At 58.5% G+C, this 25,690-nt stretch carries 26 protein-coding genes; 15 read left to right on the plus strand and 11 right to left on the minus strand.

The features are described 5' to 3' along the window. Positions 1–89: 89 nt before the first annotated feature. Genes ehuC through ehuA form a run of 3 tightly spaced genes read left to right on the plus strand, consistent with a single transcriptional unit; the run spans position 90 to position 2,228 of the window. Positions 90–761, plus strand: coding sequence for an ectoine/hydroxyectoine ABC transporter permease subunit EhuC (gene ehuC / locus ERE07_RS11915; RefSeq protein WP_130009048.1), 672 nt, complete (start codon positions 90–92; stop codon positions 759–761). 1 nt (position 762) lies between these two features. Beyond that, positions 763–1,455: an ectoine/hydroxyectoine ABC transporter permease subunit EhuD gene (gene ehuD / locus ERE07_RS11920; RefSeq protein ID WP_130009049.1), complete on the plus strand. Its 693-nt coding sequence runs from the start codon at positions 763–765 to the stop codon at positions 1,453–1,455. After that, positions 1,452–2,228 carry an ectoine/hydroxyectoine ABC transporter ATP-binding protein EhuA gene (gene ehuA, locus ERE07_RS11925; RefSeq protein ID WP_130009050.1) on the plus strand — a complete coding sequence of 259 codons (777 nt, stop codon included), beginning with the start codon at positions 1,452–1,454 and terminating at the stop codon, positions 2,226–2,228. The genes ehuD and ehuA overlap by 4 nt, the downstream gene beginning before the upstream one ends. 102 nt (positions 2,229–2,330) lie before the next feature. Here ehuA and thpD read toward each other — a convergent pair whose 3' ends face one another. From thpD to ERE07_RS11960, 7 genes are all read right to left on the minus strand, one after another. After that, positions 2,331–3,260, minus strand: a complete 930-nt coding sequence (gene thpD / locus ERE07_RS11930; protein WP_130009051.1) for an ectoine hydroxylase — start codon at positions 3,258–3,260, stop codon at positions 2,331–2,333. Between the two features lie 17 nt (positions 3,261–3,277). Next, positions 3,278–3,673, minus strand: a complete 396-nt coding sequence (locus tag ERE07_RS11935) for an ectoine synthase (protein WP_130009052.1) — start codon at positions 3,671–3,673, stop codon at positions 3,278–3,280. Next, positions 3,670–4,977 carry a diaminobutyrate--2-oxoglutarate transaminase gene (gene ectB / locus ERE07_RS11940; RefSeq protein ID WP_130009103.1) on the minus strand — a complete coding sequence of 436 codons (1,308 nt, stop codon included), beginning with the start codon at positions 4,975–4,977 and terminating at the stop codon, positions 3,670–3,672. The genes ERE07_RS11935 and ectB overlap by 4 nt, the downstream gene beginning before the upstream one ends. A 107-nt stretch (positions 4,978–5,084) precedes the next feature. Beyond that, on the minus strand, positions 5,085–5,561 hold the full coding sequence (ectA, locus tag ERE07_RS11945) for a diaminobutyrate acetyltransferase (protein ID WP_130009105.1): 477 nt from the start codon (positions 5,559–5,561) through the stop codon (positions 5,085–5,087). A gap of 77 nt (positions 5,562–5,638) precedes the next feature. Beyond that, a complete protein-coding gene (locus ERE07_RS11950) occupies positions 5,639–6,181 on the minus strand; it encodes a MarR family winged helix-turn-helix transcriptional regulator (protein ID WP_130009053.1) in 543 nt (180 codons plus the stop codon). A gap of 256 nt (positions 6,182–6,437) precedes the next feature. Continuing rightward, on the minus strand, positions 6,438–7,895 hold the full coding sequence (gene tldD / locus ERE07_RS11955; RefSeq protein ID WP_130009054.1) for a metalloprotease TldD: 1,458 nt from the start codon (positions 7,893–7,895) through the stop codon (positions 6,438–6,440). Between the two features lie 78 nt (positions 7,896–7,973). Beyond that, the gene (locus ERE07_RS11960) at positions 7,974–8,792 is read right to left on the minus strand and encodes a carbon-nitrogen hydrolase family protein (RefSeq protein ID WP_130009055.1); all 819 of its coding nucleotides are present in this window, start codon (positions 8,790–8,792) and stop codon (positions 7,974–7,976) included. 302 nt (positions 8,793–9,094) lie between these two features. On the opposite strand from ERE07_RS11960, the gene ERE07_RS11965 reads away from it, so the two are divergent. Continuing rightward, a complete protein-coding gene (locus ERE07_RS11965) occupies positions 9,095–9,445 on the plus strand; it encodes an H-NS histone family protein (RefSeq protein WP_130009056.1) in 351 nt (116 codons plus the stop codon). 105 nt (positions 9,446–9,550) lie between these two features. On the opposite strand, the gene ERE07_RS11970 is transcribed toward ERE07_RS11965, so the two are convergent. Beyond that, positions 9,551–10,219: a DUF4136 domain-containing protein gene (locus ERE07_RS11970; protein WP_130009057.1), complete on the minus strand. Its 669-nt coding sequence runs from the start codon at positions 10,217–10,219 to the stop codon at positions 9,551–9,553. Positions 10,220–10,383: 164 nt separating this feature from the next. Here ERE07_RS11970 and pepN point away from each other — a divergent pair, with 164 nt between their 5' ends. After that, positions 10,384–13,071 (plus strand): aminopeptidase N, encoded by a 2,688-nt coding sequence (gene pepN / locus ERE07_RS11975; protein ID WP_130009058.1) that lies wholly within the window; start codon positions 10,384–10,386, stop codon positions 13,069–13,071. A gap of 14 nt (positions 13,072–13,085) precedes the next feature. After that, positions 13,086–14,096, plus strand: a complete 1,011-nt coding sequence (locus tag ERE07_RS11980; RefSeq protein ID WP_130009059.1) for a class 1 fructose-bisphosphatase — start codon at positions 13,086–13,088, stop codon at positions 14,094–14,096. A 92-nt stretch (positions 14,097–14,188) separates the two neighbouring features. On the opposite strand, the gene ERE07_RS11985 is transcribed toward ERE07_RS11980, so the two are convergent. Then, positions 14,189–15,175 carry a quinone oxidoreductase family protein gene (locus ERE07_RS11985; RefSeq protein ID WP_130009060.1) on the minus strand — a complete coding sequence of 329 codons (987 nt, stop codon included), beginning with the start codon at positions 15,173–15,175 and terminating at the stop codon, positions 14,189–14,191. A gap of 95 nt (positions 15,176–15,270) precedes the next feature. On the opposite strand from ERE07_RS11985, the gene ERE07_RS11990 reads away from it, so the two are divergent. Next, positions 15,271–16,134, plus strand: coding sequence for a DMT family transporter (locus tag ERE07_RS11990; protein WP_130009061.1), 864 nt, complete (start codon positions 15,271–15,273; stop codon positions 16,132–16,134). Between the two features lie 120 nt (positions 16,135–16,254). Here ERE07_RS11990 and ERE07_RS11995 read toward each other — a convergent pair whose 3' ends face one another. After that, positions 16,255–17,325: a tartrate dehydrogenase gene (locus tag ERE07_RS11995; RefSeq protein ID WP_130009062.1), complete on the minus strand. Its 1,071-nt coding sequence runs from the start codon at positions 17,323–17,325 to the stop codon at positions 16,255–16,257. A 50-nt stretch (positions 17,326–17,375) separates the two neighbouring features. Further along, entirely contained in the window at positions 17,376–18,896 is a 1,521-nt protein-coding gene (locus ERE07_RS12000; protein WP_130009063.1) for a helicase HerA-like C-terminal domain-containing protein, read from the minus strand. A 122-nt stretch (positions 18,897–19,018) separates the two neighbouring features. On the opposite strand from ERE07_RS12000, the gene ERE07_RS12005 reads away from it, so the two are divergent. The 8 genes from ERE07_RS12005 (at position 19,019) to ERE07_RS12040 (ending at position 25,687) form a co-directional block, all read left to right on the plus strand. Next, the gene (locus tag ERE07_RS12005) at positions 19,019–19,759 is read left to right on the plus strand and encodes a YebC/PmpR family DNA-binding transcriptional regulator (protein ID WP_130009064.1); all 741 of its coding nucleotides are present in this window, start codon (positions 19,019–19,021) and stop codon (positions 19,757–19,759) included. A 77-nt stretch (positions 19,760–19,836) separates the two neighbouring features. Continuing rightward, positions 19,837–21,114, plus strand: a complete 1,278-nt coding sequence (gene purD / locus ERE07_RS12010; protein ID WP_130009065.1) for a phosphoribosylamine--glycine ligase — start codon at positions 19,837–19,839, stop codon at positions 21,112–21,114. Further along, positions 21,111–22,013, plus strand: coding sequence for an oxygen-dependent coproporphyrinogen oxidase (hemF, locus tag ERE07_RS12015; RefSeq protein WP_130009066.1), 903 nt, complete (start codon positions 21,111–21,113; stop codon positions 22,011–22,013). Before purD ends, hemF begins: the two co-directional genes overlap by 4 nt. 2 nt (positions 22,014–22,015) lie before the next feature. Then, positions 22,016–22,606 carry a nicotinate (nicotinamide) nucleotide adenylyltransferase gene (nadD, locus tag ERE07_RS12020; protein WP_130009107.1) on the plus strand — a complete coding sequence of 197 codons (591 nt, stop codon included), beginning with the start codon at positions 22,016–22,018 and terminating at the stop codon, positions 22,604–22,606. A gap of 21 nt (positions 22,607–22,627) precedes the next feature. Next, positions 22,628–23,035 (plus strand): ribosome silencing factor, encoded by a 408-nt coding sequence (gene rsfS, locus ERE07_RS12025; RefSeq protein ID WP_130009067.1) that lies wholly within the window; start codon positions 22,628–22,630, stop codon positions 23,033–23,035. Positions 23,036–23,053: 18 nt separating this feature from the next. After that, on the plus strand, positions 23,054–23,524 hold the full coding sequence (gene rlmH / locus ERE07_RS12030; protein ID WP_130009068.1) for a 23S rRNA (pseudouridine(1915)-N(3))-methyltransferase RlmH: 471 nt from the start codon (positions 23,054–23,056) through the stop codon (positions 23,522–23,524). Positions 23,525–23,543: 19 nt separating this feature from the next. Continuing rightward, positions 23,544–24,983: a pyruvate kinase gene (gene pyk / locus ERE07_RS12035; RefSeq protein ID WP_130009069.1), complete on the plus strand. Its 1,440-nt coding sequence runs from the start codon at positions 23,544–23,546 to the stop codon at positions 24,981–24,983. Next, the gene (locus tag ERE07_RS12040) at positions 24,983–25,687 is read left to right on the plus strand and encodes a Maf family protein (protein WP_130009070.1); all 705 of its coding nucleotides are present in this window, start codon (positions 24,983–24,985) and stop codon (positions 25,685–25,687) included. The genes pyk and ERE07_RS12040 overlap by 1 nt, the downstream gene beginning before the upstream one ends. Positions 25,688–25,690 lie beyond the last annotated feature (3 nt).

Consider the following 25,690-nt stretch of genomic DNA (forward strand, 5'->3'; position numbering starts at 1 on the left):
AACACGCGCCGGCCGGCCGCCATGGGCGGTGAGTCCATGGGATCGGGATGGCGCGAGGGCATCCCGCCGTCAACCAGGAAATTTCCCTGATGGATTGGATAAGCTACAGCAAGCCGCTGATGGAAGGCGCCTGGGTTACGGTGCAGCTCACCATTTACTCGACAATTCTGGGCGCCATTGCTTCGTTTGTCTTTGGCATAGGCAAGCTTTCGCACAACTGGATTGCCAAGGGGTTGTCGATTGCTTTTATTGAAGTTTTTCGCGGCACTTCCTTGCTGGTGCAATTGTTCTGGCTGTATTTCGCGCTGCCGGTTCTCGGCCAGCAAATTGGCGTGGATCTTCGCCTGCCGCCTGTCGTTGCAGGAACATTGGCGCTGGGCCTGAATATCGGCGCGTACGGCGCGGAGGTTGTGCGAGGCGCCATACAAGCGGTGCCACCTTCCCAGCACGAGGCAGCAAAAGCACTTGATTTCACGCCACGCCAAGTGTTGTGGCGCATCTCGCTGCCGCAGGCCATTCCCGAAATGATGCCTAGCTTTGGCAATCTCGCCATACAGAATCTGAAAGATACAGCGTTGGTGTCCCTGATCAGTCTCGGCGACCTTGCGTTCAGAGCGGAGCAGATTCGCAATTTCACGCAGGACAGTGTCACGATCTATACCATGCTGCTGTTCATGTATTTTGGCATGGCGCTGGTGCTTACCGCCTTCATGAAGCTGCTGGAGCGCTCAGTTGGGCGCTGGCGCGCGGGGAGGGCCTGACATGTTGTTCGGCATAGAGTGGAACACCGCCTCCAACTGGCTTTTTGCCACGTCAATTTTTCCCATTCTTCTCAAAGGCCTGGTGATCACCATACAGGCCACGGTGGTTGGCTTCTTTGTGGCCGCCATCCTCGGACTGATATTGGCCGCACTCAAGTCAGCGCGCCTGCGTATCATTTCGTGGCCCGCCCGACTCATTACTGAATTCCTGCGCGACACGCCCTTGCTGGTTCAGTTGTTCTTTCTATACTACGTACTGCCCGAATACGGCATCGTGCTGCCCGCGTTTCTCACTGGCGCGCTGGCGCTGGGCGTGCAGTACAGCGCCTACCTGTCAGAGGTCTATCGCGCCGGCATCGAATCGGTGGCGCACGGGCAAACCGAGGCCGCTCGCGCACTGGACCTTTCCCCCCTGCGGCAGTTTGGCATCATTATTGTGCCGCAGGCTATTCCGCGCATTATCCCAGCCATGGGTAATTACCTGGTGTCCATCATGAAAGACGTACCCGTGCTGTCGGTCGTCTCTGTGCTGGAAATGCTCAATGTCGCCAAAATCATTGGTGATCGAACCTTCAATTACCTGATCCCGCTTTCCATGGTGGGCGGACTCTATCTGATAATGACGCTCGTGGCCTCCGGCGCCGTGCGCTACCTGGACCGCCGCCTGCCCAAGCAAGGAATACCGCTGAAATGAACGAATCCATCATTACCTTCGAAAAAGTCGTGAAGCGCTTTGGCGAAATCACGGTGCTGGATGAGCTCGATTTTCAGGTGCGCAAAGGCGAAAAAGTCACCATTATCGGACCTTCCGGGTCGGGCAAATCCACGGTGCTTCGCATTTTGATGACACTGGAAAACATTAACGAGGGTGTCATTTACGTAGCCGGCAAGCCTCTCTGGCACGAAGAGCGCAATGGGGACCTTGTGCCAGCCAGCGAAGAGCACCTGCGCGCCATGCGCAAGGAGATGGGCATGGTGTTCCAGCAGTTCAATCTGTTCCCTCACATGACTGTGCGTCGCAATATTACCGAAGCGCCTGTGCACGTATTGGGGCTGTCCAAGGAAAAGGCGGCCGAGCGCGCTGAAGAGTATCTTGAGCTGGTCGGCCTGTCGGACCAGGCCGACAAATTCCCCAGCCAACTCTCCGGCGGCCAGCAGCAGCGGGTTGCCATTGCCCGCGCTCTCGCCATGCGGCCCAACATCATGCTGTTCGACGAACCGACATCCGCACTGGATCCAGAACTGGTTGGCGAAGTACTGAATGTTATCCAGCGCCTTGCAGGTGAACACGACCTGACCATGCTGCTGGTCACTCACGAAATGCAATTCGCCAAACAGATATCGGATCGCGTCTGCTTTTTCGACAAGGGCAAGATCGTGGAAGAAGGACCACCGGAACAAGTGATGGTTCATCCCCGCGAAGAGCGCACGCGCGAATTCCTGAAAGCGTTCATCAGCCCCGAATAAACAGGTCAGAAAAAACAAGCGGCCCCACGCATGGGGCCGCCCTTTCGGAACCGCCAGGCTCTGCGCTGCTCAAGATCTGAAGCAGCGCACGTTCCAGTGGTCTTAATCCGCCGCCGCCGTCGCCGCAACCTCCAGCGGCACCAGCGGGTCGAAACGCTCGCGGGTGGCAATGTGTTCCGGCCGTGGCTTTAGGCCATATTTCGGTGGCTCCAGCGTGTTCTCCATGCTGTTGTAAACCATGAAAACATTGGCGCGCGGCCATGGCGAAATATTGCTGTTGGAACCGTGCATGGTGTTGCAGTCGAAAAACACGACTGATCCAGCCTTGGCTGTCATCGTCTGAATACCGCCCTGCTCGACCAGCAACTGCAGGCTGAGCGGATCAGGCACACCATACTCCTGCTTCTTCAGCGATTTCTTGTAATGGTTGTCTGGCGTCTGGCCCTGGCACGAAATGAACTGCTGCTGCGAGCCAGGAACCAACATCAAAGGCCCGTTGCAGTCGTTGTTATCCGTCAGCAGCACGGAGCAACTCAACGCCCGCATGCCTGGCATGCCATCTTCGACGTGCCACGTTTCAAAGTCCGAATGCCAGTAGAACTCCTTGCCCTTGAAACCGGGCTTCATGTTGGCACGCGATTGATGCATATACACCTCGGAACCGAGTATCTGCCGCGCCACATGAATGAGACGGGGATCGCAGGCCAGCTGGCCTATCAGGTCGCTCAACGCATGCACACGAAAGATGGAACGCACAGCATTACTGCCAGGTTCGGTAATGGCCTCGTCCAGGCTGGTAATCGCCTTGTCGGAGCTCATGCGCTTGATTTCATCCAGCAGCCCCTGGACTTCGCTGTCGGTAAATACGTCTTCCAGCAACAGAAAACCGTCGCGCTCGTAGGCGGCAAGTTGTTCGGCATCAAGCGCATCGGCATAGGTGCCGCCTGCATAAACGACTGGATCCTGTCGTGCAATGATGGCTGCCGTCCTGTCCGTACGCGACGCGTACAAATCCTTTACGGTAGATGTCATAGCTACTCCTTACTGATTCAGGCCGCGGTCGACTCTAGCGGGTAAACACCTTCTGCATCGTGCACCTCAAAGCCGGTCAGCGGCGGATTGAACACGCAAATCACGCGCAGCGGCTCCTTGCCGCCACGCAGCCAGTGTTCGTCATTCTGGTCCAGTGCGTAGACAACGCCTGGGCCCAACGCGTATTTCTTGCCATCGGCAATCGTTTCGATCTCGCCATCACCCTCCACGCACCAGACCGCCTCAAGGTGATTCTGGTAATGGATATGGGTTTCCGTACCGGGAAAAATGACGGTTTCATGAAATGAAAAGCCCATGCCGTCTTTTTTGAGCAAAACCCGACGGCTCAGCCAGTTTTCCGTCTTCACTTCCTGATCGGTGCCAATGACATCCTTGACGTTCCTTACGATCATCGTGCTTGTCCTCCAAACTTCAATACACGGGCCCTGACGCCCTTCTCTGCCAAAACTTCTGCAACGCTGCGCTCAATGACCCCAAGCCCGCGCTCCAGCAACTCATCTTCAATGGTCAACGCCGGCAGAAGCTTGAGCACTTCATCGTTGGCGCCAGACGTTTCGATCACCACACCGTGCTCGAAGCACCGACGTGCAAACTGATTGGCCAGATCGTCATCGGCAGGCGTCACCAGGCCCTGTATCAGACCGCGCCCGCGCACGCTGAGCCCCGCCATGGGGTAGCTGTGCACCAGGTTCTCCAGCCAGTCACGCACAATGCGTTCCTTGCGGGCAGTTTCTCCCGCAAAGCTGTCGTCAGCCCAATAGCTGTTAAGCGCTTGCGACGCCGTGACGAATGCCAGATTGTTGCCACGAAACGTGCCGCTGTGCTCGCCAGGTTTCCAGATATCCAGTTCGGGCTTCATCAGCACGAGCGACATGGGCAGTCCGAAGCCGGAGAGAGACTTGGACAACGTAATAATGTCAGGCTCGATGCCAGCGCATTCGAAACTAAAGAAATTGCCTGTCCGACCGCAACCGACCTGGATGTCATCCACAATCAGCAGCATGTCGTGCTTGCGACAAAGTTTTTGGAGCTCCTTCAGCCAACGTTGGGTTGCGACATTCACGCCGCCCTCGCCCTGCACGGTTTCCACAATCACTGCAGCAGGGTGATCCAGCCCGCTGCTGGGATCGTCGAGCATCCGCTCCAGATAAGCCATGGTATTGATGTCTGGCCCGAGGTAGCCATCGAATGGCATAAACGTTGTGTTGGCCAGCGCCACGCCTGCAGCGTTGCGGAATTTCGCATTGGCCGTCACCGCCAGCGATCCGCCGCTGACCCCGTGGAAACCATGTGTGAAAGAGATGATATTCTGGCGGCCCTTGACCTGGCGCGCAATCTTGAGCGCAGCCTCGACCGCATTGGTACCGGTAGGCCCGGTAAACTGCAAGGTGTAGTTCCAGTCGCGCGGCTTGAACAGCACGCGGTCAACGGTTTCCAAAAAGAACTTCTTGGCGCTGGTTGCCATATCCAGGCCGTGGACCACGCCATCAGTGCTGAGATAGTCAATCAGGCTATCTTTGAGGATGGGGTTGTTGTGGCCGTAGTTGAGCGTACCTGCGCCACTAAAAAAATCGATGTATTCCTTGCTCGCCTCATCAACCAGGATCGAGCCTCTGGCCTTCTTGAACACCACCGGGAACGACCGGACGTAGCCCCTAACTTCCGACTCCATCCGGTCAAATATTTTCAAGTCCATCATCTTTTCTCTCCTTGTTTTGGTGAACGCTATTGAGACGGCTATACGGCCCTTCCGGCGCCGCGAGCGTTCAAGTTTCAGACTACCGGCCAGTTCCAGCCCTGTGTTTACAGGGATTGGAATGGGCCGATACGAAGCAAGGGTTCATCTTCATGCCCATGCCGACCAAATAAAGCGCGGTCGAACAGGGGCGTTTCGAGAACCGGGGCATTGAGGGTGCGGGCCAGACTGTTGAACATGCCTCGCGAGGCAAGATTGTCCGGACCGACGGTGGTTTCGATGTAGCGTACGTGTTCCAGGCTGGGACGCTGCAGCAATTGCGACAGCATACGTTTACCCAGCCCTTTCCCACGGGCGTTGGCATGTACGGCGACTTGCCAGATAAACAGCGTGTCGTGTTTTTCCGGAACGAGATAGCCAGAAATAAATCCTTCAAGCTGATCGCCTTCGCCGGCCAAAATACTGGTGTCGGCGAAGTGCTCGCTCAAAAGCAGATAGGTGTATACGGAATTGAGGTCGAGTGGAGGACACTCGGAGATCAACTGATGGATGCCTGCGCCGTCTGTTCTACGCGGCTGGCGCATCCACGCGCCGGTAGTCTTGCGGTTATCCGCGAGTGTGGGTGAGTTCTGGGTGAGGGACGTTTCTGCTGTGCAATCCGTCACACCACCAATCCCGATTCAGGAAGCGCTCCCTTTGTGACGGGCACATCCAGGAGCGGCGAAGCCTGTTCGCCTGGCGCTTCGGCCGGCACAACGCCATCGGACTCCATCAAGTCAACGATGCGTTCAAGCGACATGGTAATCGTGGCCTGCTCCGACTCGGGCAAGGCATTCAGGGCATCCGACAGCTTTTTCTGCAATGGCGACGGCGTATCGGTGGCAAGCTGGCGCCCTTCGTCCGTCGCGGTAACAAACACAATGCGACGGTCTTCCCGGCCCCGCTCTCGCCTGATCAAGCCTTTGTCTTCGAGCCGATCGAGTATGCCGACCACCGTGCTGGCGCTCACGTGTATTTCACGGCTGATTGCCGTCGCGGTGAGCGGACCATGGTCGATAACCGCGCGCAAGCACACCAGCTGCGGTGCCGTGATATTGCTGCAGGCAGCCAACTGCCGCGAATGCAGCGCGACAGACCGCGTTATGCGGCGCAGGGCGCGAAGAATTCGCAGGTCGTACTGTTGCGGAGTCAATTGCGTGGTCATAGGTAAATAAAATTGTATAAAAACAATTCAATCAAATTGATTTCTACTGAAATCATAAGCTCGCGAACAAATTATGTCAAGCCAACAATACGGTTTCAGGTATAAAGAAAGCGGCGCCGTAACAAGGCGCCGCAACGAATAACCGGATAAACGAACTGCGCTGGCACGACGCCTGGCCGTGCCTCACCCAGCGCTCACCAGTCAGCACCTGAGATTTGATCCATAGCCAAATCCTGCAGTGCGCGAACGGCGGATGTCAGGCCGTGCCGCCCACGGTCAGACCGTCCATCCGCACCGTGGGCATGCCGACGCCGACCGGCACGCTTTGCCCTTCTTTTCCGCACGTGCCGACACCAGAATCCAGTTGCAAATCATTGCCTATCATGCTGACTGTATTCATGGCGTCGGGGCCATTGCCTATCAATGTCGCCCCCTTGACGGGATACGTAATTGTTCCGTTTTCGATCATATAGGCCTCAGAGGCCGAAAACACAAACTTGCCGCTGGTGATATCTACTTGGCCACCCCCGAAATTGGCGGCATACAACCCCTTCTTGACGGACCTGATGATTTCTTCGGAAGGCATGTCGCCCGCCAACATATAGGTGTTGGTCATTCGGGGCATGGGCAGATGCGCGTAGGATTCGCGTCGACCATTACCTGTCACTGGCATTTTCATTAGCCGCGCATTCAGCGAATCCTGCATATACCCCTTGAGGATGCCATCTTCAATCAACACATTGCGCTGCGTGGGCGTGCCCTCGTCGTCGATATTGAGCGATCCGCGGCGGTCGGCAATTGTGCCATCGTCCACCACTGTCACGCCTCGGGAAGCGACACGTTCGCCGATACGGCCGGAAAATACACTGGATCCCTTGCGATTGAAGTCTCCCTCAAGCCCATGCCCTACCGCCTCATGCAGCAGAATGCCAGGCCATCCCGCCCCCAGCACTACCGTCATTTCCCCAGCGGGCGCAGGACGGGACTCTAGATTGGTCAGTGCCTCGTGCACCGCTCTCTGTACATACGAACGCAGAATATCGTCCGTGAAATATGCTAGGCCACTGCGCCCCCCGCCACCTGCGGAACCCACTTCGCGGCGGCCATTGCGCTCGGCAATAACCGTCAAGGACAGCCGAACCAGCGGGCGAATATCTGCGGCAAGACGCCCGTCACTGCCGGCTACCATAATCACATCGTATTCGGCCCCAAGCCCCGCCATCACCTGAATAATATGCGGATCCGCAGAACGGGCCATCGCCTCGATGCGGCCCAACAACGCAACCTTGTCGGGCGCAGAAAGCGTCGCAACAGGATCCAGGGCCGGATACAAACTCTCACGAGCCCGCGGCTCTTTGCTGTTTACCTTCTGGCGGCCGGCGCCACGCCTGGCGATAGTGCGCACCACTTCAGCCGAAGACATGAGCGCCTCAGGCGACAGGCTATCGGAATAGGCAAAAGCCGTTTTCTCGCCGCTGAGCGCGCGCACCCCGACGCCCTGCTCAATCGAGAAGCTGCCCGTTTTGACAATACCCTCTTCCAGACTCCAGCTTTCGCTGCGCGTGTACTGAAAATAGAGGTCGGCATAATCAACTTTGTGCGTGAAAATTGCGCCGATGGCGCGAGCCATGTGGGCTTCGGTCAGCCCCCAGGGATCGAGCAGCAGCGTTTTTGCCGTGGCAAGTGATTGGATCGAAGGATCAACAGGTTTCATAAATTATGTGATATACAGTAAAAAAACAGCCCGTCCGGAACAGACAACGTGGTTTGTTCCAGGCTGACTAATAATGAATTACATGGTCCGATGCGCCAACGCTGGCAGGGACGCACGAACCGAAGCAATACGGTCAGGATTAATATCGCCGATGGCAAACCCAGGGCCTTCGGGCTTTACATCAATGATTTCCCCCCAAGGGTCTATCAGCATTGAATGCCCCCAGGTACGGCGTCCATTTTCGTGCTTGCCTCCCTGGGCGCTGGCCAGCACATAGCACTGGTTTTCGATTGCACGCGCCCGCAGCAAGGTTTCCCAGTGAGCCGAGCCGGTGGTATATGTAAATGCGGCTGGCAGGATAATCAGGCTAACATCTCCCAGCGCACGAAAGTACTCCGGAAAACGCAAATCGTAGCAAACGGAAATGCCAACCTTTCCACAAGGCGCGTCGAATAACTGGGGATTATTCTCTCCGGGCCTGATCGAAATGGATTCATCGTACGATTCGTCTCCCTTTCTGAAGCCGAAAAGGTGGATTTTGTCGTAGCGAGCCACCTGCGCACCCGACGGGTCGTAAACCAGGCAAGCGTTATAGATTCGATCGGCATCGGGGCTCTCCAATGGCAGCGTCCCGCCCACCAGCCAGACGCCATGACGACGCGCCTGCCCAGACAGAAAATCCTGAATGCGACCTTCGCCGGGCCGTTCCTTCAGCGCCAGCTTGTCAATATCGTGATGGCCCATGAAACAGAAATACTCGGGCAAGGCAAGCAAACCTGCCCCAGCCTGCGCGGCTTGCGCAATAAGCGCTTCTGCTTGCGTCAGATTATCCTCCAGACTGGTGGAAGATACTGTCTGTATCGCGGCCACTCGGAAACCATTATGTGTTTGCGCCATGAGTAAACGATTAATAAATATTGCACACTGGCAGGCATTCAAGATATCTCACGCCCGAACCTGCCACCATATGGATAAATAAACTGTCATAACAAACAGCCTAATAAAACACCGCTGCGTCATTCAATCCGTAGAATTGCAGCCATATATCCCGCTAGTTTCAATCTATATTCATCGCATATGCTTTGTGTCGCAATTTAATCCATATTCAATATAAAAAATACGATAGAATCCATTGCTGCCGTAACCTATTCGGCTACCATCACTTTATAAGCTTGAAATCATCAATACAGGGATATCTAATGCCTCGCGAAACAAGCTCTGCGCTTCAGAAAATTGAAAAAGAAATCCAACGGCTTCAAAAACAGGCCAAAACCCTCCAGGCAAAGCGCCGGGGCCCCGTCCTGACCAGCATACTGCGATCGATGCGTGAATACGATATCACGCCAGAGGATATTGCAGCGGCCTTCAACAAAAAAACGGTGACCAAGACGCCACGGAAGCAGGCTACGCCCGCAAAGCGTGTGGTTCCAGCCAAATACCGCAACCCGGAAACCGGCGACACCTGGACAGGCCGCGGCAAGCCTCCACGCTGGGTCACGACAGCTGAAGCCGAAGGCAAAAGCCGGGCAGACTTCCTGATCCAGCAGTAAAGCTGTTTGCCGGGCGCCTGCCAGGCAACAGCGTCGCTGAAGATGGCCTGGAGCCGCCCCAAGCACCTTATCAGTTTTCGCGATATATCCCGGCTTCGGCCGGGATTATCTTTGGCGGGGGTATTCCACCTCTCTTACCTGCCCGTTGTTTCCGGGAAAACTATCAAATACCGCCTGGGCCAGATAAGGCATCGCCTGGAGCAGGTTCTCTTGGCTGCTGAGGTTGACTGCGGTTGATCGATACACTTCGGCATTGTTGTTTTTGCTGTCATTGATGACGACCGTCAGGGTATTCTTGTAAACCATGACCGGTACATTCTCTATCGGCGGAGAATAAAACACCGAGCCGCCCCAGTATCGATACCCGCCATTGAAGAAACCGAACGACGGCCCGAAACCCCAGCCATCATTCAGATAAGGATCCGGATAGCGCTGCACCCATGTCTGGGTAGCCGGATTCGAATATTGGATGTGGATATCGAAGCGGGCATCCGATTTTCCGTTGCCATTGGGCGATGAATGGCCCTCGACCAGGCCCACTGGCCCAAGCGAAGCGCGAACCATATCCGCTACGGCATCGAACTCCAGATTATTGCGCTGACCGGGTTCCGCCACGATGCGATAGCTTGCACCCTGCGCGTCCGGAGGCCATTGCTGAAAGCTGGTAACACGCGCCGAAAGGGTTGATGCGCAACCCGATACCAATACAACACTCAACGCTATCATCCAGCACTTGAGCAGCGCACGTTGACGCGACCATAGACTGTGCCACATATTACCCCCTTGCGCATGTACGCGTTCATGACGTCGCACAGCGACGATATACATCCCGTTATCAGACCAGCAAAGCCGGTTAAAGGTTGCATCTTTATTATAAAAACCGCAACACGCCGCAAACACTACAATAAGAACACTTGGAACCTGATGAAACACTTGTCATGCGCACTGAAACAGCCCCGACCATCACTCGCCTCGATTACAAGCCTTATCCTTACCGGCTTCCAGCCGTCGAACTGCTCTTCGATCTGGATCCGGCCCAAACGACGGTACGCGCCACACTGCAGTTCGAGCGGGCAGGAAGCCAGGGCGACGCCTTGATTCTGAATGGCGAAGACCTGGAGCTCCTGAGCCTGGTCCTTGACGGCAAGCCACTCAGTTCAGATGAGTATGAGCTTGCAGACAGCACACTGACCCTGTACCCGGAGCAAGCCCGCTTTACGCTGGAGATCACCAGTCTTTGCAGACCCGCGGACAATTCCTCGCTCATGGGGCTTTATGTGTCAGGCGATCAACTGTTCACGCAGTGCGAAGCCGAAGGCTTTCGTCGCATCACGTGGTTTCCGGATCGTCCCGATGTCATGGCTCGCTATCGCGTACATCTGCGGGCCGACAAGAAGCGCTACCCCCTGCTCCTTTCCAATGGCAATCTCGTGGCCCAGCAAGACCTGTCCGAGGGACGCCACGAGGCAATCTGGGAAGACCCTCATCTCAAGCCAAGTTATCTGTTCGCGCTGGTCGCAGGCGATTTCGAATGTCGCGAGCACACGCTCACCACGCGCAGTGGCCGTTCAGCCCTGTTGCAGGTCTACAGCGACCGGGGTTCGGGCGCCAAGACCGCCTGGGCGCTGGATTGCCTGGCCCGCTCAGTGCGCTGGGACGAGCAGCGTTTTGGCCTGGCGCTGGACCTGGACCGATTCATGGTGGTCGCGGCTCGCGACTTCAATATGGGCGCGATGGAAAACAAGGGCCTCAATATCTTCAATTCCGCCTATGTATTGGCGGACAAGGACACGGCCACCGATGCGGCCTACCGCGCCATTGAGGCGGTCATCGGCCACGAATACTTCCATAACTGGACCGGCAATCGCGTGACCTGCCGGGATTGGTTTCAGCTGTCCCTGAAAGAAGGGCTTACCGTGTTTCGGGACCAGGAATTCTCGGCAGATATGTTGGCCCAAGGATTGGAAGGTACCGAGGCGGTCAGCGCGCGCGCCGTCAAGCGCATTGACGATGTCACCACCTTGCGCATCGCGCAGTTTCCGGAAGACGCTGGCCCGATGGCGCACCCGATTCGCCCTGAGAGCTATCAGGAGATCGGCAATTTTTATACCGCGACGGTGTACGAAAAAGGCGCCGAAGTCGTCCGCATGCAACATACCTTGCTGGGCGAAGCGGGCTTCCGGGCGGGCCTTGACGAGTATTTTCGCCGGCACGATGGTCAAGCAGTAACTTGCGACGACTTCGTCAGTGCAATGGAGTCGGTGTACAGTCAGCGGAACCCGGGTAAAGACCTGCAAGTGTTCAGGCGCTGGTACAACCAGGCAGGAACGCCGCGCGTCACGGTCACCCTGTCCTGGAACCAGGCAACACAGACCTGCTCAATCACGCTACGCCAGCGCTGCGCCCCCGCCGGTATCGAAAAACTCCAGGATCCTCCGGTCGCCAAACCACCGCTGCACATCCCGTTTGCCCTGGGCTTGCTGGGCCGCGACGGGCGCTCGCTTGCGCTTTCTCACGAAGGCAAAAGCGCCGAGACTGTGTTGCTGGAGCTTACCGAGGCACAGCAGACGTGGACATTCGAAAATATCCCTGAAGCGCCGGTGCCCTCTCTGCTGCGCAACTTCTCAGCCCCCGTCATGGTGGAATTTGACCGCCCTGATGCCGATCTGGCCCTGCTGGCGCAACACGACACAGACCCGTTCGCCCGCTGGGAGGCGGGCCGTGAGCTGGCTTCGCGCCAGTTGCTCAAAATGGTGAGCGCGGGCGCCAGCCAATCGACCGTCGATCCCCTGTTCATCGACACCTGGCGCAGCCTACTGCAGGACGACAACATTACCGATGCCTACAAGGCACGCGTACTTAGCCTGCCGAGCGAGAAGGAGTTGCTCGAAAAAACCGAGCCGCTGGATCCGCTTGGCGCCGTGCGGGCCTGCCGGGAACTGCGTGGTGCGCTGGGCAAGCAGTTGGCTCCGTTGTGGCAGAAAACCTACCAATCTACGCTGGCCCAGGCTGGCTCGGAATACAGTCCTGATCCCGTGTCGGCGGGCAAACGCGCACTCAAGAACCTTGCACTGTCCTATCTGATGGCGGGCGGAGCGGAATTCGGGCGCCTGGCCAGAGAGCAGTATTATGGCGCCGGCAACATGACCGATCGAATGGGCGCATTGTCCGCATTGATGCACTACAGCGCCGAAAGCGAACGTGCAGCAGCCCTGGAACACTTCTATCAGCAATGGCAGCAAGATCCGCTGGTCATGGACAAATGGTTTTCGCTGCAGGCCACGGCGCCGGACGCTACGGTGGAAACCATGCGCTCCCTGATGCTGCATCCGGCGTTTTCGCTTCGCAATCCCAATCGCGCGCGTGCGCTCATTTTTCAGTTCTGCATGAACAACCTCCAGGGGATACACAATGTACAGGGCTACGATTTCTGGGCGGACCAGGTATTGGCCCTGAACAGTCTGAATCCCGAGGTCGCCGCGCGCCTGGCACGCGCCTTCGACAATTGGGCGCGTTTTGCGGAACCCCAGCGCAGCGGCATGCGTGCTGCGCTGGAGCAGGTTCAGCAACACCCCGAGCTGTCACGCAATGTCGCCGAAATCATTTCCAAAGCCTTGAAAATATAATTGACGGAGCATTCATGTCACGCAAAACCCTGACCCAGTATCTGGTCGAACAACAGCGAAAAAAGCAGGCGGTCTCAGCCGAAGTACGCCTGCTGATCGAAACCGTGGCGCGCGCCTGCAAGGCCATTAGCCACGCCGTGAGCAAAGGTGCGCTGGGCGGCGTGCTTGGCAGCCTGGGCACAGAAAACGTGCAGGGTGAAGTGCAGAAGAAGCTGGATGTCATGTCCAATGAAATTCTGCTGGAAGCCAATGAGTGGGGCGGCCATCTTGCCGCCATGGCCTCCGAGGAAATGGAAACCATCCACCTGATTCCCAACCGCTACCCCAAGGGCGAATACCTGTTGCTGTTCGATCCCCTGGACGGTTCTTCGAATATCGACGTCAACGTATCCATTGGTACTATTTTTTCGGTGCTGCAGGCGCCGCATCATACGTCCGGGCAGGATGTGGATGAGCAGGATTTCCTGCAGCCCGGCTCGCGTCAGGTGGCCGCCGGCTACGCCGTCTACGGACCGCAAACAACGCTGGTGCTCACGGTGGGCACGGGCGTGGTGTCCTTTACCCTGGACAAGGAAATGGGCTCGTGGCTGCTGACAGGCGAAGACCTCAACATTCCCGAGCAGACGTCGGAATTCGCCATCAATATGTCCAACATGCGCCACTGGGAAGCGCCGGTCAAGCGGTATATCGACGACTGTCTGGCCGGCAAGGAAGGCTCGTTGGGCAAGGATTACAACATGCGCTGGATCGCGTCCATGGTGGCCGATGTGCATCGCATTCTGACGCGTGGCGGCCTATTCATGTACCCACGTGACAACCGCGCTTCGGGCAAAAAGGGAAAACTGCGGTTAATGTACGAAGCCAACCCCATGAGTTTCATCATCGAACAGGCGGGCGGCGCTGCCATAGACGGAAACCAGCGCATTCTGGACATTCAGCCCGAAGCGCTGCACCAGCGCGTGGGCGTTGTATTGGGATCCAAGGAAGAAGTCGAGCGCGTCAGGCGCTATCACGAAGAAGGCTGACGCAAAACCGGGATGTATGTACATCCCGGTTTTGCTATGGCTGCACGCAGGAACGCGCTACCGCTCCCCCCTGCGCGCGCCTTCAGAAAGGCTTACTCCAGCGTAAGGATGGTCGCGCCCGTGGTCTTGCGGGCGGCCAGCGCCTCCTGGGCCGCACCGGCATCTTCCAGCGCAAAGCGCTGTCCAATGGCGATACGGATTTTCTTTTTGGTTACTAGCCCAAAGAGCTCATCGGACGCGGATTGCATTTTTTCGTGGGTGGTGACATGGTCCCCCAGCTTGGGCCGCGTCACGAACAACGAACCCTTGGCGGCCAGCACCCCCAGATTGACCCCTTCGACGGGACCAGACGCGTTGCCAAAGCTGACCATCAGGCCGCGAGGCTCAAGACAGTCGAGCGACGTGCTCCAGGTATCCTTGCCCACGCCATCGTAGACCACAGGCACTTTACGCCCATCGGTCAATTCGAGCACACGCTCGGCAACATTCTCGCGCGAGTAGTCGATGACCTCCCAGGCGCCATTGGCCTTGGCAAGCGCCGCCTTCTCGGGGGTGGACACCGTGCCGATGAGCTTGACGCCCAGTGCCCTGGCCCATTGGCAGGCAATCAGGCCCACCCCGCCGGCCGCCGCGTGAAACAATATGGTTTCACCGCCCTGCAGCCGGTATGTCTGGCGAAAAAGATACTGCACCGTCAGGCCCTTGAGCATCAGGGCCGCGGCGTCCTCGAAACTGACACCGCGTGGAATCTTGACCACACGTTCAGCAGGCACGTTATGCGCTTCGGCATAGGCGCCGATGGGGCTTTGGCCATATGCCACGCGGTCGCCGACCTTCAAGTGCCTGACGTTTTCTCCAACCGCCTCGACGATACCCGAGGCTTCGAATCCCAGCCCATGCGGCAACGGATGCGGATATAGGCCAGTGCGGAAGTAGATATCGATAAAATTAAGGCCAACCGCTTTTTGGCGTATAGTTACTTCGTTTTTCTGTGGGGCGGGTACGTCTATCGTTGCCAGTTTAAGGACATCCGGACCGCCATGCTGTTCGATGCGTATTGCTTTGACCTGGGTTTCCAAAAGAAGCTCCTTGCATAAGTGTCGCGCTGCCGTTTTTTTGCGCTGCTCAGTCACGCGCTAGTTTAAATCCATATCGCGACTCTGTACCTGAAAACATGAATCGTCAACGGGCGCTTTTTGCGATTCATATCGCAGCCGTATTATTTGGCCTGACCGGCATCTTCGGCAAGCTCATACAGGGCGACCCGATGGCCATCACCGCGGGGCGCGCCGGTTTCGCCGTGCTTGCGCTCTACGGGGTGCTGCGCTTTCGCAACAGTTCTCCTTTTCGAAACCTCAACCGCCATAACCTGCTCCTGCTTTTTATGGCCAGCATCATGCTGGCCGTGCACTGGGCCACATTTTTCCTGTCGGTGAAAATCGCAGGCGTGGCCATTGCCACATTGGGTTTTGCCAGCTTTCCCGCCTTCATTACCCTGTGCGAATATTTTGTGTTCAAAGCAAAAATAAACCGCACAGAATGGGCCATTCTTGCCATCGTGACGGCAGGCCTGATTCTGGTCACGCCATCATTCGATTTTCGTGACGACGCCACCATCGGCCTGGCCTGGGCCATCGTATCCGGTCTGACCTTTGCCCTGTTCACGCTGATCAACCGCCGGGCGGCAGCCAAACTGCCCGCCCAGCAGGTCGCGTGCTGGGAAAACCTGTTTGTGCTGGCGCTGACCCTGCCTTTTGGCTGGTCATCCCTGGGCGGGTTTGGCACCATAGACTGGATATGGCTGGCCATGCTCGGCGTTCTCTGCACGGCCTTGTCGCACTATTTGATGGTGGCCAGCCTGATGGTACTGGAAGCACGCAGCGCAGGCATTGTCATCGCCCTGGAGCCCGTATATGCCATTTTCTTTGCTGCAATCCTGTTTGCGCAATACCCTTCGATCAGGGCCTTGTTTGGCGGGGCGATGATGGTCGGTGCGATTGTGTGGTCCGGATTGCGGCAGGCGGACAAGTCCGCCTGATGCCCGGCGCGGTGACCGGCGACGCGGCAAAAAACCGTGTTGCCATTTGCAGGCCCCCCGCCGTGCAGAAACCGCTGCGCGCCTCAAGGCGGCAGCGTCACCCGCGGCTTGGCTGCCCGCTCAGCCAGCCTTGGCCACGAGCTCGGCGATCGCCTTGCCGATTTCCTGCGTCGTCGCCTTGCCGCCCATGTCGGGCGTACGCGGACCTTCTGCCAGCACAGTCTCAATAGCCGTCATCACGTCGGCGCTGGCCTGGGGGTAGCCCAGGAAATCCAGCATCAGCGCGCCACTCCATATCTGGCCGATGGGGTTGGCAATGTTTTTGCCGTAGATATCGGGCGCGGATCCATGTACCGGCTCGAACAGCGACGGAAAAAGGCGATCCGGATTCAAATTGGCCGACGGAGCGATCCCGATCGTGCCTGTGCAGGCCGGGCCAAGATCGGACAGGATGTCGCCAAAAAGATTGGAGGCGACCACCACATCGAACCAGTCAGGGTGTTGCACAAAGTGCGCGCACAGGATGTCGATATGGTATTTATCCCAGCGCACATCCGGGTACTGGGTAGCAATATCCGCAACACGCTCATCCCACCACGGCATCGAGATCGAAATGCCGTTTGACTTGGTGGCGGCCGTCACATGCCTGCCTCGTTTTTCTGCCAGCTCAAAGGCAAACTTGAGCACGCGGTCTGCACCGACCCGCGTAAACACGCTTTCCTGGATGACGACCTCGCGCTGCGTGCCTGCAAACAGGCGCCCGCCGCTATTGGAGTATTCGCCTTCGGTATTTTCACGAACAATGTAAAAATCGATATCTCCCGGCTTTCGCCCCACCAGTGGCGAAGGGATGCCAGGCATCAGGCGCACCGGACGCAGATTGATGTACTGGTCGAACTCGCGGCGAAACTTGAACAGCGACTCCCAGAGCGCCACATGATCCGGCACGGTTTCAGGCCAGCCGATGGCGCCAAAGAAAATGGCTTCCTGATCCATCAACCGGGATTTCCAGTCTTCGGGCATCATGCGGCCATGTTTGGCATAGTAGTCGCAGCTCCAGTCCAGCTCCAGCCAGTCGAACCGGATGCCGCGCCGTGCCGCCACCGCCTCCAACACTCGCACGCCCTCGGGCATGACCTCCTTGCCTATGCCGTCTCCGGCCATGACTGCTATCTTGTGAGTCTTTGACACCTCAGCCCCTGTGTGATTGTTAAATATAAAATTGATGGCGCAGACCTAGCCTAGCGACGGCTACGCTTGCCCACTAACGAACCCAGCACGCCGCGCACCAGTTGGGTTGCTGTGCTGCGGATGGCGCTCTTGACCGCGGACTGCACCACACCTTCGCGCCGCCCTCCCCGTGGCCCTACGGATCCAAACAGGAAATCGTTGACCGTACCCAAGAGACCGCCGTCCCCGTCACTTTGCTGTGCCGGGCTCGACGATCTGGCGCCGCCGGCAGCCTGATCCGCCTCAGCGCCGGCCGCTGCACGCGCGGCAAGCACCTCGTAGGCAGATTCGCGGTCCACGACCTGCTCATATTTGCCGCCTAGCGTCGACGCAGCGCGGATGGCGCGGCGCTCGCTGTCTGTGGCAGGCCCAATCCGACTGCCTGGCGCCAGCATCCACACGCGTTCGGTGGGCGCCGGGCTACCCTTGGCATCCAGCAGGGAAACCAGCGCCTCGCCCACGCCAAGCTCCGTAATGGCTGCGGCAACATCCAGGCCGGGGTTGGGCCGCATGGTTTCCGCGGAAGTGCGCACCGCCTTTTGATCGCGCGGCGTGAAGGCACGCAAGGCGTGCTGAACCCGATTGCCCAATTGCCCGAGCACGACATCGGGGATATCCAAAGGATTCTGCGTCACAAAATAAACCCCTACGCCCTTGGAACGCACGAGCCGCACAACCTGCTCGATTTTCTCCAGCAACGCTTTGGGGGCGTCATTGAACAGCAAATGCGCTTCATCGAAGAAAAACACCAGCTTTGGCTTATCCGGATCGCCTACCTCCGGCAATTTTTCGTAAATATCGGCCAGCAGCCACAGGAGAAAGACGGCATAGAGGCGAGGCGACTGCATGAGCTTGTCGGCAGCCAGAATGTTGACCATGCCATGCCCTTTGGCATCGATCCGGATCAAATCGAAGATATCGAGCATCGGTTCGCCAAAAAAATGCTCCGCGCCCTGGCTTTCCAGCCGCAGCAGGCTGCGCTGTATGGCGCCGATGGAGGCAGAGGAGACGTTCCCGTACCGCGTGCGCAGTTCGGAGGCGCGGTCTGCAACGTTCTGCAACATGGCGCGCAGATCCTTGATATCCAGAAGCAGTTGGCCTTCGTCGTCGGCAACCTTGAAAACCAGGCTGAGCACGCCCTCCTGGGTATCATTCAACTCCAGCATGCGCCCGAGCAGCAACGGGCCCATATCCGAAACCGTTGCGCGTACCGGGTGGCCCTGCTCGCCGAAGACGTCCCATAAGGTGACGGGACATGCGCCGGGCACAGGCTCGGGAAGCCCCAGGCGCGAGAGTCGCTCGGCCAGCTTGGGCGTGATGTCGCCCGCCTGGGAGATGCCGGTAAGGTCGCCCTTGACGTCGGCCATGAAGACAGGCGTGCCCATGCGGGAGAATGCCTCAGCCATGACCTGCAGGGTAACGGTTTTGCCCGTGCCGGTCGCGCCGGTGATACACCCATGCCGGTTGGCGCGCTGGGGCAGCAGGAAGGCCTGCGCCTGATTATTCTGTGCAAGGAGAACGGGATCAGCCATATTTTTCATCTTCCGCGAGAGGGCCCAGGGGAAGCCCAAGTGTAATTCGATGCCAGTATCCGTGCACGGGTTAAAATGCGGACCTAGACTCTCTCTTAACTGAATTCATTGCATCTAAGGTTATGGCCGGACACAGTAAATGGGCGAATATCCAGCACCGTAAGGGTCGCCAAGACGCCAAGCGCGGCAAGCTCTGGACAAAAATCATACGCGAAATCACCGTGGCAGCCCGCGCCGGTGGGCCCGATCCAGACGCCAATCCCCGCCTGCGCATGGCGTGGGACAAGGCGACCGCCGCCAATATGCCCAAAGACAACATCCAGCGCGCCATTCAGCGCGGCGCAGGCGGCGCTGACGGCGCCAATTACGAAGAAATCCGCTACGAAGGCTATGGCGTCGGCGGCGCAGCCGTTGTCGTCGACTGCATGACGGATAATCGTACCCGTACTGTCGCCGAGGTACGTCACGCCTTTACCAAGCACGGCGGCAACCTGGGCCAGGAAGGCTCCGTCGCTTTCATGTTCAAGCATTGCGGGCAGTTCGTGTTTGCGCCGGGCACCTCCGAAGAACAGGTCCTCGAAGTCGCGCTGGAGGCCGGCGCCGAAGATGTCCAGACTGACGAAGAAGGCGTGATAGAAGTCACCAGCGCGCCTACAGACTACGCAGCCGTCAAGACAGCATTCGAGGCGGCGGGCCTGATCCCCGAAGTGCAAGCCCTGACCATGAAGCCACAGAACGAAACAGAACTGTCCCTCGATGACGCGGCAACGATGCAAAAGATGCTGGAAGTATTGGAAAGCCTGGACGACGTCCAGGAGGTATACACTACCGCCGTTTTCGACGAGGCCGACGAGCCCAACTGAACAAACACGGCACACGCCATGGCAGCCACGCCACCCATGAAAACTCCCTTTCGCCCCAGGGCAAGAACAAGCAAGCTATGAAACTACTGGTAATCGGCGGCGGAGGCCGCGAACATGCCCTGGCCTGGCGCCTGGCGCGCGCTCCCCGCGTACAAACGGTCTTCGTGGCCCCAGGCAATGGTGGCACCGCCACCGCGCAGAACATACAGAACGTGAGTCTCTCCACCAACGAGGAACTCGTTGCCTTTGCGCAAAAAGAAAAGATCGCCTTCACAGTGGTCGGTCCGGAAGCCCCCCTCGCTGCCGGGGTGGTCGATGCCTTTCGCGCCGCCGGCCTGAAGATATTTGGCCCCACCCAGGCGGCAGCTCAACTTGAAAGCTCCAAGGATTACGCCAAGGCCTTCATGGTGCGGCACAACATCCCTACGGCGGCCTACCAAACCTTCACCGACCCCGCCGAGGCACGCGCCTATATCGCCGCCCAGGGCGCACCCATCGTCGTCAAGGCGGACGGTCTGGCTGCGGGCAAGGGCGTGGTCGTGGCGGCCACGGTCCAAGAAGCGCAGCAGGCCGTCGACCAAATGCTGGGAGACGGATCCTTCGGCGCTGCCGGCGCGCGGGTCGTCATCGAAGAGTGCCTGCAGGGCGAAGAGGCTTCTTTCATTGTCATGTGCGACGGACGCAATGTGCTGGCCCTGGCCACCAGTCAGGACCATAAACGCCTGAAAGACGGCGACCAGGGCCCCAACACGGGCGGCATGGGCGCTTACTCTCCGGCGCCGGTCATTACGCCCGCACTGCACAATCGCATCATGCGCGAAGTCATCCAGCCCACGATGGCAGGCATGGCGCGCGATGGCTTGCCCTATACCGGTTTTCTCTATGCAGGACTGATGATAGGGGATGGTCCCGACGCCACGCGCCCGCTCAAGGTGCTCGAGTTCAATTGCCGCATGGGTGATCCTGAAACCCAGCCCATCATGATGCGTATCAAGAGCGACCTCACCAAGGTGTTCGAACTGGCCGTCGCGGGACGCCTGGACGAGGCCGACATCGAATGGGACCGCCGCTGCGCCCTGGGTGTCGTGGTTGCCGCCAAGGACTACCCGGCCCAGCCCCGCACCGGCGATATCATTGACTGCCTGCCGCAGGACACCGACGATTGCGTTGTATTCCATGCCGGCACCAAGCTGGACAACGGCGTACTCAAAACCACCGGTGGCCGTGTGCTGTGCGTCACCGTCCTGGCAGACTCGGTCAAGCGCGCGCAGGCCGCGGCCTACGGCGCCATTGCACAAACCCATTTCGATGGCCAGCAGTATCGCAGCGATATCGGCTGGCGCGCAGTGCCATGACACTTCCCATTTCAACTGTTCACGATTATTTTCTGGACCTGCAGTCACGCATCGTCGACGCGCTGGAAAAGGCTGACGGCAGCCGTTTTGAGGCTGAGCAATGGACGCGCGAAGAAGGCGGCGGCGGCTTGTCCCGCTACCTCGAAGGCGGCCCGCTGCTGGAACGGGCTGGCGTGTTGTTCAGCCACGTTCGGGGCAAAACCCTTCCTCCGTCGGCCAGTGCCCACCGCAAGGAACTGTCGGGCCGGTCCTGGGAAGCCATGGGCGTATCGCTGGTGCTGCACCCGCGCAACCCCTATATACCCACCGTGCACATGAACGTACGGCTATTCGTCGCCCACGCTCCCGACAACGGCGAAGACGTGTTCTGGTTTGGCGGCGGGTTGGATCTCACCCCGTACTATCCGTTCGAAGAGGATGCCCGGCACTTTCATCAGGTGTGTCACGACGCCGTGGCACCCTTCGGCAACGACCGGTATCCGCGCTACAAAAAATGGTGCGACGAGTACTTCTTCCTGAAGCATCGCAACGAAACGCGTGGTGTCGGCGGCTTGTTCTTCGATGATCTGAACGAAGACGGCTTTGATCCGTCCTTTGCGCTTGTCCAGTCTGTCGGCAACAGTTTTCTGGATGCCTATATGCCCATTGTCGAAAAGCGACGCATGATGGACTACGGTGAAACGCAACGCAATTTCCAGGCATATCGCCGCGGACGCTATGTCGAGTTCAATCTCGTCTTCGACCGGGGAACCCTGTTCGGCCTGCAATCTGGCGGCCGAACGGAGTCCATTTTGCTGTCCATGCCGCCCATGGCCAGTTGGCGCTATAGCTGGACACCCGCGCCGGGTACCCCTGAAGCCAGCCTGTCGAACTACCTCAAGCCGCGAGACTGGCTGTGAAAATGGGTTTGCTGGGCGGCAGCTTCGACCCCGTGCATCTGGCTCATATCGCGCTGGGTCGCACGGCGGCGGAGACATTGGGCCTGGATGAAGTACAACTGATTCCCGCAGCCAACCCCTGGCAACGCCCGCCGCTCGCCGCCACCGCCGAACACCGACTGGCCATGCTGGAAATCGCCACGCGAAATGATCCAGTGATGCGAATCAATCCCATAGAGCTGGATCGCGGCGGCAAGACCTTTACCGCGGATACCCTCAGGCAATTACCGGCAGGCCCCGAGTACTTTTGGATACTCGGTGCGGATCAGTTAAGCAATTTCTGCTCCTGGCACCAGTGGCAGGATATCGCCCGTCTTGCCTGGCTGGTGGTGGCGCAGCGCCCTGGTACCGCCCTGTCTGTCCCCAAGCCTCTGGACAACTGGCTGCGCGAACTGGCGCGCCCGCTCCAAACACTGCCTTTCGAGCCCATGGACATCTCATCCACCCAGATACGCGAGCGACTGGCCAGCGGGCTTCCCACGAAAGGGCTTCTTGATGTTGCAGTCACGCAATATATCCGGGAAAATCGGCTGTACGGATCTCCAGCGGCCTGAAGGACACGGTATAGTCACTACATGGATATACAAAAACTGCAACGCCTGGTCATTGATGCGCTTGAAGACGTCAAAGCCCAGGATATCAAAATCTTCAATACCACTCACATCACGGGGCTGTTCGACCGCGTGATCATTGCCAGCGGCACATCCAATCGCCAGACGCGGTCCCTCGCATCGAGCGTGGCAGACAAGGCGCGTGAACATAAAATCCCCATCGTCGCCTACGAGGGCGAAGACACCGGCGAATGGGTATTGGTCGATCTGGGCGACGTCGTTGTGCACTGCATGCAACCCATGGTGCGCCAATACTATAACCTCGAGGAAATCTGGGGCGGCAGGCCCGTGCGCGTCAAGCTGCTGCCGCAGTCTACGCAGCCTGTCATCGCCGAAACATTCGACGCCTACGACGACCTCGGCCAAGATTGATTCGCGGCGGGCTGCCCCATGAAACTCATTGTTGTGGCGGTGGGAACACGCATGCCAGACTGGGTCGAGGCAGGCTGGAAAGACTACGCTCGCCGGCTGCCGGCAGACTGCCAGCTCGAAATGCGGGAAATCAAGCCCGAACCGCGAACATCCGGCAAAACGCCAGTCCAGATGATGCTGGCTGAAGCACGCCGCATCGAAAACGCCATCCCCGCCGGCACACTGCGCCTGGCACTGGACGAACACGGCAAGGATCTCGACACCATGAGTCTTGCGCGCGAACTCGAAAAATGGCGCGGTGGTGGCCAGGATGTGGTCTTCATCGTAGGCGGGCCAGACGGCCTTGACGCCGATTTCAAGCGCCATTGCCATGGCCGGCTGCGCCTGTCCTCGCTTACGCTTCCCCACCCCATGGTCCGCGTGCTGCTGGCTGAACAACTCTACCGTGCGTGGGCTATCATGACTGGACATCCTTATCATCGCGCCTGATCACACGGACCCTTACGCCATGACTATCCGCCGCACAAAAATCGTCGCTACGCTGGGGCCCGCTTCCAGCAACCCCGAAGTCATCGAGCAACTCATTCTGGCCGGCATGGACGTCGCGCGGTTGAATTTTTCGCACGGCGAGGCCGACGATCATCGCGAACGGGCACGGTTGGTACGCGAGCTCTCCGCCAAACATGGCCGTTTCGTCGCCATCATGGGCGATCTGCAAGGGCCCAAAATCCGTATCGCACGCTTCCGGGAGGGCAGCGTCACGCTGTCCGCGGGCCAGCCCTTCACGCTGTCCAACAGTCATCCGCCCGAGGAAGGAGACAGCAGCATTGTCGGTATCGACTACCCCAGCCTCGTGCAGGACTGCAAGCCGGGTGATGAACTGCTGCTCGATGATGGGCGCGTGGTGCTGGTGGTGGACGCTGTCGAAGAACATGCCGTTCACACTACCGTGACCGTGGGTGGCCCGCTGTCCAACAACAAGGGCATCAATCGTCGCGGCGGCGGCATATCAGCGCCCAGCCTCACGGATAAGGATAAAGAAGATATCAAGCTGGCGGCCGAGCTGCAGATGGATTATGTGGCTGTTTCCTTTCCACGCTATGGCAGCGATATTCAGCAAGCCCGAAAACTGGTCCAGGAAGCCGGCAGCAAGGCCTGGATTGTTGCCAAGATTGAACGCGCCGAAGCCGTAGCCGACGACCGCGCGCTTGATGCAATTATCAAGGTCAGCGACGCAGTCATGGTTGCGCGCGGCGACCTGGGCGTGGAGGTCGGCGATGCGCGGCTTGTAGGCATACAGAAACGCATCATTCAACATGCGCGCACGCTCAACAAGCTGGTGATCACGGCCACGCAGATGATGGAGTCCATGGTCAGCAGCCCCATGCCTACCCGGGCTGAAGTCTCCGATGTCGCCAACGCGGTGCTCGACTACACCGACGCGGTCATGTTGTCTGCCGAGAGCGCGTCAGGCAACTATCCCGTACAAGCCGTCACGGCGATGGCCAGGGTGTGCCTGGGTGCCGAACAAGAACCCACCACGACCCGCTCGGGACATCGCTTGGGTGAAACGTTTAACCGTTGCGATGAAACCATTGCGTTAGCGTCCATGTACGCCGCCAATCACTTTCCGGGCGTCAAGGCCATCATCAGTCTGACCGAAAGCGGCCATACCCCGCTTATCATGTCCCGCATCCGCTCAGGCGTACCCATCTACTGTTACACGCGCCATCCAGGCACGCAGCGTCGCGCGGCGATGTTTCGCGGCGTCTACACGGTTCCTTTCGATGCCGCAAAGATCGACCCCGCCGCCGTCAGCGATCACGCTATCGAGAAACTGACCGAACGCGGCCTGCTCAAAAAAGGCGACTGGGTCATCCTGACCAAGGGCGATTTCTATAGCAACAGCGGCGGCACCAATGGCATGAAAATTCTCAAGGTGCGGTGATGCGGGCTGCCAGTCTGTTCAAGTTGCCACCCATTTACCTGGCCTCGGCCAGCCCCCGGCGCCACGAGATACTCACCCTGATGGGGGTCCAGCATCAGGTCTTGCGCGTTCCCGCGCCAGAAGGAGAAGACGAGCCCCAACTTCCGGGCGAATCTCCCGACATCTATGTGCGCCGCACCGCCCGCGAAAAGGCGCAGCGTGCCACGCACTGGCTCGAACAACTGGCCGCCCGAAACACCAATCCAGTCAGTGCTGGCGGCCTGGATGGCCCCTTGCCAACCTATCAACAACACCGACCCGCCCAGGACGCCCACGCGCAACCAGGCTGGCTGCTGCCTGTGCTCTGCGCCGACACAACCGTGATCCTGGACGGCGACATTCTAGGGAAACCACGCAGCAACGACGAAGCACGCGAAATGCTGGCCCGCCTCTCTGGGCGCACGCATGCCGTGCATACTGCGGTGGTTCTCGCGCATCAAAAAACCTTGATCGAAGACGTCTCGGTGACCCACGTCAACTTCCGTGCCCTGACCGGCGCCGATATCGATGCCTACTGCGCCACGGGCGAGCCTGCCGGCAAGGCCGGAGCTTATGGCATACAAGGGTGTGGCGGTATGTTCGTGCAATCCATCCAGGGCAGTTATACAGGCGTGATGGGTCTGCCCATGTTTGAAACGGCGAGACTATTGCAATCGCTGGATTGACAG

Origin of the sequence: Allopusillimonas ginsengisoli (assembly GCF_004153455.1) — a bacterium.
GTDB lineage: Bacteria > Pseudomonadota > Gammaproteobacteria > Burkholderiales > Burkholderiaceae_B > Allopusillimonas > Allopusillimonas ginsengisoli.